Here is a 12,935-nt window from a genome sequence, read left to right on the forward strand (position 1 = left end):
TGCCGTACCCAGGTCCACACTTTGTGTCGGTCTTGCAACACACCGCGTGCCGGACGGGCCGTCAGGCCAGGCCGGCCTCCTTCATCTGGCGCAGTTCCTTCTTCATCTCGGAGACCTCGTCGCGCAGTCGGGCGGCGATCTCGAACTGCAGGTCCGCGGCGGCGGCCCGCATGCGGGTGGTGAGGTCCTCGATCTGCTCGGCGAGCTCCGCCGCGGGACGGTCGGTGGGCACCGTCTCGGTCTTCCTGCCCTTGGCCGCCCTGGCACCGGCGGCCGCCTTGCCGCCGAGGGAGGGCACGGGGGTCTTGGCGCCCTTGCCGTCCCTCGGCTGGCGGTAGCCCGATCCGAGGAGCTGCTCGGTGTCGACGTCCTCGCGGACGATCTGCGCGACGATGTCGTTGATCTTCTTGCGGAGGGGCTGCGGATCGATGCCGTTCGCCTTGTTGTAGGCGATCTGCTTCTCCCGGCGGCGGTTGGTCTCGTCGATGGCCTTCTCCATCGCCGGGGTGATCTTGTCGGCGTACATGTGGACCTGGCCGGAGACGTTGCGCGCCGCGCGGCCGATGGTCTGGATCAGGGAGGTGCCGGAGCGCAGGAAGCCCTCCTTGTCGGCGTCGAGGATCGCCACCAGGGAGACCTCGGGCAGGTCGAGGCCCTCGCGCAGGAGGTTGATGCCGACCAGGACGTCGTACTCGCCGGCGCGCAGCTCGCGCAGCAGTTCCACGCGGCGCAGCGTGTCGACGTCGCTGTGCAGGTAGCGGACCTGGATGCCGAGCTCCAGGAAGTAGTCGGTGAGGTCCTCGGCCATCTTCTTGGTGAGCGTGGTGACGAGGACGCGCTCGTCCTTCTCGGTCCGCTTGCGGATCTCGTGCACCAGGTCGTCGATCTGGCCCTCGGTGGGCTTGACCACGACCTCCGGGTCGACGAGGCCGGTGGGGCGGATGATCTGTTCGACGGCGCCGTCCGAGCGGGAGAGTTCGTAGGCGCCGGGGGTCGCCGACAGGTAGACGGTCTGCCCGATGCGCTCCTGGAACTCCTCCCACTTCAGCGGACGGTTGTCGAGCGCGGAGGGCAGCCGGAAACCGTGGTCGACCAGGGTCCGCTTGCGGGAGGCGTCGCCCTCGTACATGGCGCCGATCTGCGGCACGGTGACGTGCGACTCGTCGATGACGAGCAGGAAGTCGTCCGGGAAGTAGTCCAGCAGGGTGTTGGGCGGTGAACCGGGCGAGCGGCCGTCGAAGTGCATCGAGTAGTTCTCGACGCCCGAGCAGCTGCCGATCTGGCGGAGCATCTCGAGGTCGTACGTCGTGCGCATCCGCAGCCGCTGGGCCTCCAGGAGCTTGCCCTGCTTCTCCAGCTCGGCGAGGCGCTCGGCCAGTTCCTTCTCGATGTCGTTGACCGCGCGCTCCAGGCGCTCGGGGCCCGCGACGTAGTGGGAGGCCGGGAAGACGTACAGCTGCTGGTCGTCGCTGATGATCTCGCCGGTGACGGGGTGGAGCGTGGACAGCGCCTCGATCTCGTCGCCGAACATCTCGATGCGGACGGCGAGCTCCTCGTAGACCGGGAAGATCTCGATGGTGTCGCCGCGCACGCGGAAGGTGCCGCGGGTGAAGGCCATGTCGTTGCGCGTGTACTGGATGTCCACGAAGCGGCGCAGCAGCTCGTCCCGGTCGTGCTCGTCGCCGACGCGGAGGGGGACCATGCGGTCGACGTACTCCTGCGGGGTGCCGAGACCGTAGATGCAGGAGACGGAGGCGACCACGACGACGTCGCGGCGGGTGAGCAGCGAGTTGGTCGCGGAGTGGCGCAGGCGCTCCACCTCCTCGTTGATCGAGGAGTCCTTCTCGATGTAGGTGTCCGACTGCGGGACGTAGGCCTCGGGCTGGTAGTAGTCGTAGTACGAGACGAAGTACTCGACGGCGTTGTTCGGCAGCAGCTCGCGGAACTCGTTCGCCAGCTGGGCGGCGAGTGTTTTGTTCGGCGCCATCACGAGGGTGGGGCGCTGGAGCTTCTCGATCATCCACGCGGTGGTGGCGGACTTGCCGGTGCCGGTCGCGCCGAGCAGCACGACGTCCTTCTCGCCTGCTTCGATGCGCCGGGCGAGGTCGGCGATGGCCGCCGGCTGGTCACCGCTCGGCTGGTAGGGGCTGACGACCTCGAAGGGCGCCACCGTGCGTTCGATCTGGGAAACGGGCCGCATGGGTTCCACCGTACGGCTCCGCACTGACAACCGGTCCGGATCAGCGGTTCTGCGGGGTGCGGGGGCGCCGGTGGGCGAGGTGGCGGCGCGTGGGACGCGCGGGGTGGTGTGCCGGGCGGTGGGCCCGCGGCGGGAGCCCGGGGTGCGCGGGGACGCCCGGTTTACGCTCGACGGGCACCCCGGCCGGCTTCCCCATGACCATCAGCGGGTCGAACAGCATCACGACGCCGGCGAGGAGGAGGAAGGCGAGGGGGCCGATCAGCATGGGGCCGAGCAGCTCGGCCGGCGAGCCGCCGGAGGAGGGATCGGACGTGCCGTGCAGGTGGACGTCGAGCGCGGCCATGCCGGTGTAGTGCATGCCGGTGACGGCGAGGCCCATCACGAGGCTCGCGCCCACGCTCCAGAGGAGTCCCCGGGCCTGCCCGGCCGCCCACAGGGCCGCGGTGGCGGCGGCCATCGCGATGACGACGGACGCGGTCACGGTGAGCGTGTTGTACTCCAGCTGTCCGTCCAGCCGCATACCGGCCATTCCCAGGTAGTGCATCGAGGCGATGCCCAGGCCGGTGACGGTACCTCCGGTGAACAGGGCCGTTCCCCGAGCGTCCCGGTGGCCGGCGATGAAGATCCCCACGCCCACCATGACGATGGCGACCGCCAGACTCGCGAACGTCATCCCCCAGTCGTAGCGGATCGGCGTGTCCTCGATCGTGAAGCCCATCATCGCCACGAAGTGCATGGTCCACACCCCGGAGCCGGTCGCCGTCGCACCGAGGGCGAGCCATCCGGAGCGCCACGGCCGGGTGACCAGCGTGGATCTGGTGGTGCAGCGCAGCCCGAGGGCACCGCCGAGGCAGGCCATGAGGAAGGCCACCAGCGGTGTGACGAGTCCGTAACTGAATCCGTCGACCGTGCCTTGCATACGCGGCTGCCTTTCCGCCTACTACGTCCCGGAATGCCCTGATGCGCTCCCTTCCCAGGACCGTGCGAACGGTCAGGGCCGAGGCAGAGAGTAGAGAGTACGACCCCCACCGGAATGGTCGAACGATTCTCCCGCAAAGAAACACGGCCCTGCCCCAGATGTGCGGCCCCGGTGAGCGGAGTCGAGCGGCTTCATTCAGCCTGTGGCCATTCCGCGCCCGTCTCCCGTTGACCCTCTGCTGTCACAGTGGTGCCGTCCGTGAACGCTCGACGCGAGGAGTACGCATGCACGCGCGCGCAGCCGCCGTCCTGACCACCGCGCTCGTAGGGGTCGCCCTCACGGCTCCCGGTTCTCACGCAGACACCCGGGGCAGTGACGACGCGCCGACGGTCGTCGCCCACCGGGGCGCCTCCGCCTACGCGCCGGAGAACACGCTGGCCGCCGTCGACAAGGCGGCCGAGCTGGGCATCCGCTGGGTGGAGAACGACGTCCAGCGCACCAAGGACGGCGAGCTCGTCGTCATGCACGACGAGAGCCTGCAGCGCACCACCGACGTCGAGGAGGTCTTCCCCGACCGCGCGCCCTGGAAGGTGAAGGACTTCACCGCCGCCGAGATCGCCCGGCTGGACGCGGGGAGCTGGTTCGGCGCCGAGTACGCGGGCGCGCGCGTGCCGACCCTGGAGCAGTACGTGCACCGTGTGGACCTCCACCACCAGAAGCTGCTGCTGGAGCTCAAGAGCCCGGCGCTCTACCCGGGGATCGAGCGGCAGACCCTCAAGGTCCTCGCCAACGAGGGCTGGCTCGACCGGCGGCACGTGGCCGGCCGACTGATCGTGCAGAGCTTCGACGCGGACAGCATCCGGACCGTCCACGACCTCAAGCCGGCCGTCAAGACCGGTTTCCTCGGCACCCCGGCCGTGGCGGACCTGCCCGAGTACGCGAGGTTCACCGACCAGATCAACCCGTCCCACGGCTCGCTCTCGCGGGACTACGTCGCCTCCGTCCACGCCCTCGCCGGACCGCACGGCAGGGCCATGGAGGTCTTCACCTGGACGGTCGACGACCCGGCCGTCGCCCGGCGGGTCGCCGGGTACGAGGTGGACGGCATCATCACCAACAAGCCCGACGTGGTGCGGGACGCGGTGGAGGAGGCGGCGGACTCCTCCGGTCGGTGACCCCGCCACGCCCGGGGCGGGACGTCCGCGCACGACGGCCCCGGGCGTTGTCGGTGGCGGGCCGTACGGTGGACGCATGGACAGCCACGGGCGGTACGAGCAGCAGGTGGTGTGGGCCGTCGTCGACACCGACATCGGTCCGTTGCTGCTGGCCGCGACCGGCGACGGCCTGGTCAACGTCGTGTTCCACGCCACGGACACCGTGCGCGACCGGGCGCTCGAGCGGCTCGCGTCCCGGCTGGGCACCCGGCCCGTCGAGGCGCCCGGCTCCCCGCTGCCGGCCGAGGCGATACGGCAGGTGCGGGCGTACTTCGCGGGTGACCGGCAGGACTTCGACCTGCCGCTGGACTGGTCGTTGACATCGGGGTTCAACCGGCAGGTGCTGCGGGAACTGGCGACCGGCGTGCCCTACGGCTCGGTCGTCGGCTACGGCGATCTGGCCGAACGCGTGGGCCTGCCCAGGGCCGCCCAGGCGGTGGGCGCGGCGATGGGCGCCAACCCGCTGCCGGTCGTCGTGCCGTGCCACCGGGTCGTGGGGAGCGACGGCGGCATCGGCGGGTTCGGCGGCGGTCTGGACACCAAGCGCCGGCTGCTCGCGCTGGAGGGCGTGCTGCCCGAGCCGCTGTTCTGACTCGCGCCGCTGTCCGTGGTTTGACCCGGCCTCCCGGCCGCCAGAGATGAAGGAGAACCGACGGACTGGGGAGGCGGGCCCGTGATGCTGGTGGTGTCGGAAGAGGTGCGGGAGGCGCTCGACGCGCATCGCCCCGTGGTGGCCCTGGAGTCCACGATCATCGCGCACGGACTGCCACGCCCGCGGAACCTGCTGGTGGCACGGGAGCTGGAGGAGGCCGTACGGCAGGAGGGCGGCGTACCGGCGACGATCGCCGTGCTGGACGGGCGGCCCCGTGTCGGCCTGGACAAGGACCAGCTGGAGCGGATCGCGAACGAGGACGGCATCCGCAAACTGGGCCACCGCGATCTGCCGCTCGCGCTGGCGACCGGGGCGAGCGGGGCGACCACGGTGTCGGCGACCGCCCTGCTGGCCGCCCGGGCGGGGGTGCGCGTCTTCGCGACCGGCGGGCTCGGCGGCGTGCACCGGGAGTGGACCGTGACGCAGGACGAGTCGGCCGATCTCGGGCTGCTGGCACGCACCCGGATCACGGTGGTGTGCGCGGGGGTGAAGTCCGTCCTCGACGTGCCCGCGACCCTGCAGCGGCTGGAGACGCTGGGGGTCGCGGTGGCCGGGTACGGCACGGACCGCTTCCCCGGCTTCTACCTGTCCGACTCGGGGCATCCGGTGGACTGGACGCTGCGCACCCCGGAGCAGGTGGCGGCGGTCATGCGGGCGCAGGACGCGCTCGGTGGGCCGGAGTCGGCGCTCGTCGTCGCCAACCCCGTCCCCCCGGAGGAGCAGCTCGACCCCGCGCTGCACGCACGGGTGCTGGCCGACGCGCTGCGCGCGTGCGAGGAGGAGGGGGTCACGGGCCAGGCGGTCACCCCGTTCCTGCTGGACCACCTGGTACGGCACACCGACGGGGCGTCGCTGAGCGCGAATCTGGCGGCGGTGCGTGGCAACGTGCGGCTGGCGGCACGTGTCGCGGCGGCGTGGGCCGGGGCGTGAACGCCGCAGCGGGCGGCACGCTGCTGGTCGTCGGGGACGTCGTCACGGACGTCGTCGCCCGGCACCGGGAACCGCTGGCCACCGGCACGGACACGACCGCCTCGATCCGGCGGCTGCCCGGCGGGGCGGGGGCCAACGTGGCCTGCTGGGCCGCGTACGGGGGGTGCGGGGACGTACGGCTGCTGGGGCGGGTCGGCACGGACGAGGCGGCCTGGCACGAGCGGGAACTGCTGGCGCACGGGGTGCGGCCCCTTCTGGTCGTCGACCGGTCGGCGCCGACGGCGACGGTGGTCTGCCTGGTCGACACGGGCGCCTCGGCCGAACGGACGTTCCTGACGGACAGCGGGGCGTCGCTGCGACTGGAGCCCGGTGACTGGTCGGACACGCTGCTCGACGGGGTCGCGCGACTGCACCTGTCGGGGTACCTCCTCTTCTCGGAGCCGAGCCGCGCCCTGGTGACGGTCGCGCTGGCCGCGGCACGCGCGCGGAACGTGCCGGTGAGCATGGACCCGGCATCGACGGGCTTCCTGACGGTGCTGGGCGTCGACCGTTTCCTGAAGCTGGTCGAGGGGGTGGACGTCCTGCTGCCCAGCCGTGACGAGGCCCGCCTGCTCACCGGGCTGTCCGACACCGCGGACGCCGCGGCCGAGCTGAGCCGGCACGTCCCACTGGTGATCGCCAAGCAGGGCGCCGAGGGAGCCCTGGTGGCCCGGTCCGGTGCCGTGCGCGCACGGGTCCCCGCCGTCCCGGCGTCCGAGCGGGACAGTACGGGCGCGGGTGACGCCTTCACGGGCGCGTTCCTCGCCGCGATGGTCGCGGGCGCGACGCCCGAGGACGCGACGGCAAAGGGGTGCCGGGCGGGAGCGGTGGCGGTCGAACGGGTGGGCGGAAGGCCTCCGCGAGCCGGGGGCGACCGCTGACCGGCGGGCCCGTCGGGACGTGCACACCGCGCCCGGACGCGCCGTTGTGCGCGCGTCGCGCCGTGCCGTGCCGTCCGTTCGAGTGGGCGGGCTGCCCGCGGCACACCCGGCCGGCGGACGCGGAGCGGCGTCGTGGACGCGCCGCCGCGCCTACGCCTTGCGCCCCCACGCCGAGATCATCGGTGCCGTCGCCAGGTCCATGCTGCCGGACGCGACGTTGGCGAGGTGCCGGTCGATGTCCTCGTCCGTGGCCACGCCGGCGGCGACCAGCTGCTCGCGGATCTGCCGGACCGTCGCGGACTCCAGGGCGGCGCACGCGGGCGAGGTGACCGGGAAGTAGGCGTCCGCCTCCACGCGGCGCAGGCCGCTCTCCCGCAGCAGACGCGGCAGCCTGCGCCCGTAGGACAAGTCTGCGCCACGGCGGGAGAGCAGTTCGCGGAAGCCGTGCCGCAGCCGGTTCGCCAGCTGCTGCTCCGGACCGTGCTCGTCGGGGCAGAGCAGGGGTTGCAGCGCGGGATCGGCGTCCTCGACGAGCAGGCGGCCGCCCGGCCGCAGGGCCTCGACCATCGAGCGCAACGCCCGTTCCCGGTCGGGGACGTGGACGAGAACGAGGCGGGCGTGCACCAGGTCGAAGCCCTCCCCGGGAGGTTCCTCCGCGGCCACGTCGTGGACGCGGACCTCGACCGGCGGGCGGGCTGCCGGGGCGACCCGCGAGGTGTCGATGTCGGTCGCGACCACCCTGCCGGTCGGCCCCACCTTCCGGGCCAGCCAGGACACCACGGACGTGCCGCCGGCCCCGACCTCCCAGCAACGCCAGCCGGGACCGACGCCGAGCGCTTCGAGATGCCGGAACGTCGTGGGGTCGAAGAGGGTGGCGAAGGCGTCGAAGCGCTCCGCCGCCTCGGCCTGCCGGTTGTCGAGGAGGTACCCATCGGTTCGCGTCATGCCCCGATCATCCCAGTTGCCGGGCTTGCCGGAGGAGGGCGACGCTCCGGCGCGACGGGTCCCGGCGCCGCGGAAGGCGGAGGGCCGCAGGAGGCGGAGCACCGCGGGAAACGGGGCGGAAGGCGCCGTCCACAGGCGGGAACAAAGCGGAATCTCCCGTTTCCACAGGCTCGTACGCCGCTCGCGCGAAGCTGGCAGACTGGCGCGGCGCGGGGAGCGCGACGCGAGGAGACCCACGCGAGGAGATCGGGATGTCGATGGCGGGGAACCTGCGGAAGGTGACGACTCTCGGTGGGGTCGGCGGCCTCCGCAGAGTGGCGCGACTGACCCGTCGGCATCCGCGTGTCGACCTGAGCCACCCGGCCCGTTCTCCGCTGGGCTCCTCGGTGGTGAACTGCGTGACCTACCGGGACGGTGTCCGCACCCCCGCGGGCGGCGAGCCGGTCGACGCCGTGCGGCGGATGCGGGAGCACGGCGACGGTTTCCTCTGGCTGGGTCTGCACGAGCCGACGGCCCGGGAGTTCGCGGGCGTCGCGGAGCTCTTCCGTCTGCACCCGCTGGCGGTCGAGGACGCGATCGAGGCCCATCAGCGCCCGAAGGTGGAGCGGTACGGCGACACGCTCTTCGCCGTGTTCAAGACGGTCTGCTACGTCGAGCACGAAAAACTCACGGCCACCAGCGAGGTGGTGAACACCGGGGAGATCATGGTGTTCGTCGGCGAGGACTTCGTGATCACCGTGCGGCACGGCCGGCACGGCTCGCTCGGCCCGTTGCGCGAGGAGCTCGAGACCGATCCCGGACAGCTCGCCAAGGGGCCGTCGGCCGTGCTGCACGCGATCGCCGACCACGTGGTCGACGACTTCCTGACCGTCATCGAAGCGGTGCAGTCGGACATCGACCGGGTCGAGACCGACGTGTTCGCGGAGAACGGCGCGCGGGTCGACCCGGGCCGGATCTACCAGCTCAAGCGCGAACTCCTCGAACTGAAGCGGGCCGTGGTGCCCCTCGGCCGTCCGCTGGAGGAGCTGGCCACCAGGCCGGCCCGGGCGGTCGCCCCGGAGATACAGGCCTACTTCCGCGACGTGTCCGATCACCTGCTGCGGGCCATGGAGCAGATCGCCGCGTTCGACGAGCTCCTCAACTCCATCCTGCAGGCGCACCTCGCCCAGGTGACGGTCGCGCAGAACGAGGACATGCGGAAGATCACCGCCTGGGCCGCCATCGTCGCCGTGCCCACGATGGTCTGCGGGGTGTACGGCATGAACTTCGACCACATGCCGGAACTGGGCTGGCGGTACGGCTACGGCCTGGTGCTGGGCGTCATCTCCGTCGCCTGTCTGGTGCTGTACCGCGGCTTCCGGCGCAACGGCTGGCTCTGACGACGGAGCCGTCCGGTCAGCCGCTCCATGCCGGGTGACGGGGGTCGTCGGCGCGCACCAGGACGTCGGCGGTCCCGGCGGGGTCGGCCTCCTCGGCGTAGCGGTCGAAGGCCGGGAGGGTCCAGTGCTCGGTCTCGGGGGTACGGCGGCGCAGGGCGCCGGGGGTGAGGACGAGGTGGACACCGAGATCGAGGGGGAACCAGTGACGCAGCAGGAAGGGACCGTGCAGCAGCAGCACGCCGCCGGCCGGGAGACGGACGTAGGGGCTGCGGGTGGCCCGGTCGGTCACCGGGTCCCACAGGTCGGGCAGCACCCGTCCGTCGCCGCCGGGACCGAGAGGATCGAAGACCTCGCGCCACAGGGCACCGATGTCGTGCCAGCCGTTGTAGTAGGCCTCGACGTCCTGGCGTCCGTACTCCAGGCGGAGGGAGGCGGGACGCAGGAAGCCCTCCGTCCCGACGACGAGGGAGGGACGGCCGCGCAGGCGCAGCGCCTCACCGACCCGTTCGGCGAGTTCGCCGGGGCGGGCGGCCGGCGCGCCGTCGAAGGCGACGCGCGGCCAGGGGCTGCCGTCGGCCGGCGTCAGGTCGAGCAGGCGCTCGGCGAGCCGGTCGCCGAGCCGGTCCCAGGTGATCGCTTCCAGTCGCACGTGCCTATGATGCGCCGTCGGCCGTCCCCCACGCGTGGGGGCCCTCCCGGACGCCCGCGTGCGGTCCCGCGCCGCTCGGCCATGGCCACCGGGCCCGTACGGGAGGTTGACTGGGGGGTGGTCGCAGGAAGGCGGTGCCGAAGGGGCACCGTCCCGACGGGCGGGAGCGGACACGACATGATCGACGGGGCGTACTTCGTACTGGCGGTGCTGGGCGTGCTCGGGACCGGCCTGGCGGCCGGGGTCTTCTGCGCCTTCTCGACGTTCGTCATGCGGGGCCTCGCCGCGCTGCCGCCCGCGCAGGGCGTCGCGGCGATGAACGCCATCAACACGGCCGCGGTGCGCCCGGCGTTCATGCTCGTCCTCCTCGGGACGACGGTGGTCTCCGCGGTGATCGCGGTGGTGACGTTCGTGCGGTGGCCGGACGAGGGCGCGGTGGAGTTGCTGCTGGGCAGCGCGCTGTACCTGTTCGGGTCGTTCGGGGTCACCGTGGCCGCCAACGTGCCGCGCAACGCGGCGCTGCTCCAACTGGAGCCGGGCTCGGCGGAGGCGGCCGGCCGCTGGTCCTCGTACGTGCGCGAGTGGACCGCGTGGAACCACGTCCGTACGGGTGCCTCGGCCGCGGCGGCGGTGGCGTACGTGCTGGCCCTCGCCTGAGGGCCGGCGCCCTGCGGGCGGCCGCGGGGGGACGTATCGTGAGCGGGAGAGCGTTGCCCGGCGACGCCCGGCCAGCCACCCCGCACGCAAGGGAGACGGCCATGGCCGATCCCAAGGGATTCATGACCACGCCCCGCGAGGAATGGCCCCGCAGGCCGGTCGGGGAACGGGTGCGGGACTGGGACGAGGTGTACGTTCCGGGCGCGCTGCTCCCCCTCGTCGGTCCGCAGGCCGACCGGTGCATGGACTGCGGTGTCCCCTTCTGCCACGACGCCTGTCCGCTCGGCAATCTGATCCCCGAGTGGAACGACCTGGTCGCCCGCGCGGACTGGCGGGCGGCGAGCGACCGGCTGCACGCCACGAACAACTTCCCCGAGTTCACGGGCCGGTTGTGTCCGGCACCGTGCGAGGCGGGGTGTGTGCTCGCCATCGACCAGCCTGCGGTCACCATCAAGAACGTCGAGTGCGCCATCGCCGACAGGGCCTGGGAGGAGGGCTTCACTCCCCCGCGTCCGCCGGACCGGCTGTCCGGGCGGACCGTGGCGGTGATCGGGTCGGGGCCCACCGGCCTCGCGGCCGCCCAGCAGCTGACCCGGGCCGGACACACGGTCGCCGTCTACGAGCGGGACGACCGGATCGGCGGACTCCTGCGGTACGGCATCCCCGCGTTCAAGATGGAGAAGCGTCACCTGGAGCGCCGCATCGACCAGATGCGGGCCGAGGGGACCAGGTTCCGTACGTCGACGGCGGTCGGGCGGGACGCCGACGCCGCGGAGCTGCGGGCCCGCTACGACGCGGTCGTGATCGCCACGGGGGCGACCGCCTGGCGCGAACTGCCCGTGCCGGGCCGGGAGCTGGCCGGGGTGCACCAGGCGATGGAGTACCTGCCGCTGGCCAACCGGGTGTGCGAGGGAGATCTGAAGACCTCCCCGCTGTCCGCCGCCGGCAAGCACGTCGTCATCGTCGGCGGCGGTGACACCGGCGCGGACTGCCTCGGCACGGCGGTACGGGAAGGGGCCGCGTCCGTGACCCAGTTGGACATCTACACCCGGCCGGGCGCGGCCCGCGACGAGGAGGCCGAGCCCTGGCCGACGTATCCGAGGCTCTACCGGCTGTCGGCCGCGCACGAGGAGGCGCGCCACCTGCGCTCGGCGCCTGCGGCCGACGCGGACGCGCGGCTGTTCGCGGCGTCCACGCTCCGCCTCACCGGCGACGCGCAGGGGCACGTGCGCTCGCTGCACCTGGTCGGGGTGGACGCCGGACGCCGTCCGCTGCCCGGCACCGAGCGGACGCTCCCCGCCGACCTGGTGCTGCTCGCCCTCGGCTTCTCGGGCCCCGACCGGACGGACGGGCTCGTCGACGGGCTGGGGCTGGGGCTGGACCCGCGGGGCACGATCGCCCGCGGCCGGGACTTCGCCACCAACGTCCCCGGGGTGTTCGCCGCGGGGGACGCCGCCCGCGGGCAGTCGCTCGTCGTGTGGGCGATCGCCGAGGGGCGGGCGGTGGCGGCCGCCGTCGACCGCCACCTGTCGGGCGGCAGCACGCGCCTGCCGGCGCCGATCGGCCCGTACGACCGTCCGATGACGGTCTGAACCGCGGCCGGACCCTCCTCCCCGGCGGGACCGGCCTTGCCCGCGGTCACGGCTTGCGGGCCACCGCCCCGTAGCCCGGGACGACCCCGTCGTCCTGCCCGGCGACCGGCTCGCCCAGCTCCGGGTGCCACAGGTGGGGCACCTCGATGCCCGGTTCGACCAGTTCCAGACCGTCGAAGAAGCGGGCGAACTCCGCGCGTGAGCGCAGGGCCAGGGTGACGCCGGCGGCCCTGAGCTTCTCGGTGGCCGCCCGCGACTCCTCGGGCGTGAAGTCCGCGGTCGCGTGGGTCATCACCAGGTAGCTGCCCGAGGGCAGCGCGGACAGCAGCCGGCCGACCAGGTCGTGCGCCCCGTCCTCGTCGGAGACGAAGTGCAGCAGCGCGACCAGCGACAGCGCCACGGGCCGGTCGAGGTCCAGGATCTTCCTGGCACCGTCCAGGACGGCGTCGGGGTCCCGCACGTCGGCCTGGAGGTACTCGGTCGCGCCCTCGGGCGTGCCGCGCAGCAGGGCCGCCGCGTGGGCCAGCACGATCGGGTCGTTGTCGCAGTAGACGACGCGCGAGTCGGGCGCGGTCTCCTGGGCGATCTGGTGGAGGTTGGGCTCGGTGGGGATGCCGGTGCCGACGTCCAGGAACTGCCGTACGCCGTGGCCGGCCAGCCAGCGCGTGGCCCGGTGCATGAAGGCGCGGTTGACCCGCGCCATCACCGGCACCCTCGGGTCGAGGGCGAGCATCTGGCGGCCCATCTCCTCGTCGATCGGGTAGTTGTCCTTACCGCCGAGGTACCAGTCGTACATCCGCGCGGGGTGCGGCCTGCTCGTGTCGATGCCGGCGTGGTGCTGCCCGGTCATGGCGCGCTCCAAGGTGTGAAGTTTTCGC

Annotated in this window: 12 protein-coding genes; 7 read left to right on the forward strand and 5 right to left on the reverse strand. The window is 72.7% G+C overall.

Annotation, left to right across the window (positions count from 1 at the left end; translation table 11 throughout):
- Positions 1–61: 61 nt before the first annotated feature.
- Together uvrB and JHAT_RS15200 are read right to left on the reverse strand one after the other, a co-directional pair.
- The gene (uvrB, locus tag JHAT_RS15195; protein WP_077798759.1) at positions 62–2,200 is read right to left on the reverse strand and encodes an excinuclease ABC subunit UvrB; all 2,139 of its coding nucleotides are present in this window, start codon (positions 2,198–2,200) and stop codon (positions 62–64) included.
- A gap of 40 nt (positions 2,201–2,240) precedes the next feature.
- On the reverse strand, positions 2,241–3,119 hold the full coding sequence (locus JHAT_RS15200; protein ID WP_077798704.1) for an MHYT domain-containing protein: 879 nt from the start codon (positions 3,117–3,119) through the stop codon (positions 2,241–2,243).
- A 284-nt stretch (positions 3,120–3,403) separates the two neighbouring features.
- Here JHAT_RS15200 and JHAT_RS15205 point away from each other — a divergent pair, with 284 nt between their 5' ends.
- The 4 genes from JHAT_RS15205 to JHAT_RS15220 all read left to right on the forward strand — a co-directional run bounded on the left by JHAT_RS15205 (position 3,404) and on the right by JHAT_RS15220 (position 6,835).
- Positions 3,404–4,294: a glycerophosphodiester phosphodiesterase family protein gene (locus JHAT_RS15205; RefSeq protein WP_077798705.1), complete on the forward strand. Its 891-nt coding sequence runs from the start codon at positions 3,404–3,406 to the stop codon at positions 4,292–4,294.
- A 76-nt stretch (positions 4,295–4,370) separates the two neighbouring features.
- Positions 4,371–4,925, forward strand: a complete 555-nt coding sequence (locus JHAT_RS15210) for a methylated-DNA--[protein]-cysteine S-methyltransferase (protein ID WP_077798706.1) — start codon at positions 4,371–4,373, stop codon at positions 4,923–4,925.
- An 84-nt stretch (positions 4,926–5,009) separates the two neighbouring features.
- Positions 5,010–5,915, forward strand: a complete 906-nt coding sequence (locus JHAT_RS15215; RefSeq protein ID WP_077798707.1) for a pseudouridine-5'-phosphate glycosidase — start codon at positions 5,010–5,012, stop codon at positions 5,913–5,915.
- Positions 5,912–6,835 (forward strand): carbohydrate kinase family protein, encoded by a 924-nt coding sequence (locus JHAT_RS15220; protein ID WP_077798760.1) that lies wholly within the window; start codon positions 5,912–5,914, stop codon positions 6,833–6,835. Before JHAT_RS15215 ends, JHAT_RS15220 begins: the two co-directional genes overlap by 4 nt.
- A 150-nt stretch (positions 6,836–6,985) precedes the next feature.
- On the opposite strand, the gene JHAT_RS15225 is transcribed toward JHAT_RS15220, so the two are convergent.
- Positions 6,986–7,780, reverse strand: coding sequence for a methyltransferase domain-containing protein (locus JHAT_RS15225; RefSeq protein WP_077798708.1), 795 nt, complete (start codon positions 7,778–7,780; stop codon positions 6,986–6,988).
- 251 nt (positions 7,781–8,031) lie between these two features.
- On the opposite strand from JHAT_RS15225, the gene JHAT_RS15230 reads away from it, so the two are divergent.
- Complete coding sequence (locus JHAT_RS15230; RefSeq protein ID WP_077798709.1) at positions 8,032–9,159, forward strand: magnesium and cobalt transport protein CorA; 1,128 nt, start codon at positions 8,032–8,034, stop codon at positions 9,157–9,159.
- A gap of 16 nt (positions 9,160–9,175) precedes the next feature.
- Here the strand turns inward: JHAT_RS15230 and JHAT_RS15235 are convergent, their stop codons facing one another.
- On the reverse strand, positions 9,176–9,808 hold the full coding sequence (locus JHAT_RS15235; protein WP_077798710.1) for a uridine kinase: 633 nt from the start codon (positions 9,806–9,808) through the stop codon (positions 9,176–9,178).
- Positions 9,809–9,985: 177 nt separating this feature from the next.
- Between JHAT_RS15235 and JHAT_RS15240 the strand changes: the two genes are divergently transcribed.
- Positions 9,986–10,465: a DUF1772 domain-containing protein gene (locus tag JHAT_RS15240; RefSeq protein ID WP_077798711.1), complete on the forward strand. Its 480-nt coding sequence runs from the start codon at positions 9,986–9,988 to the stop codon at positions 10,463–10,465.
- A gap of 101 nt (positions 10,466–10,566) precedes the next feature.
- A complete protein-coding gene (locus JHAT_RS15245) occupies positions 10,567–12,057 on the forward strand; it encodes a glutamate synthase subunit beta (protein ID WP_077798712.1) in 1,491 nt (496 codons plus the stop codon).
- Positions 12,058–12,103: 46 nt separating this feature from the next.
- Here the strand turns inward: JHAT_RS15245 and JHAT_RS15250 are convergent, their stop codons facing one another.
- Positions 12,104–12,907 carry an SAM-dependent methyltransferase gene (locus JHAT_RS15250; RefSeq protein ID WP_077798713.1) on the reverse strand — a complete coding sequence of 268 codons (804 nt, stop codon included), beginning with the start codon at positions 12,905–12,907 and terminating at the stop codon, positions 12,104–12,106.
- Positions 12,908–12,935: the final 28 nt, after the last annotated feature.

The organism is Streptomyces sp. JHA26, from assembly GCF_002005565.1.
GTDB lineage: Bacteria > Actinomycetota > Actinomycetes > Streptomycetales > Streptomycetaceae > Streptomyces.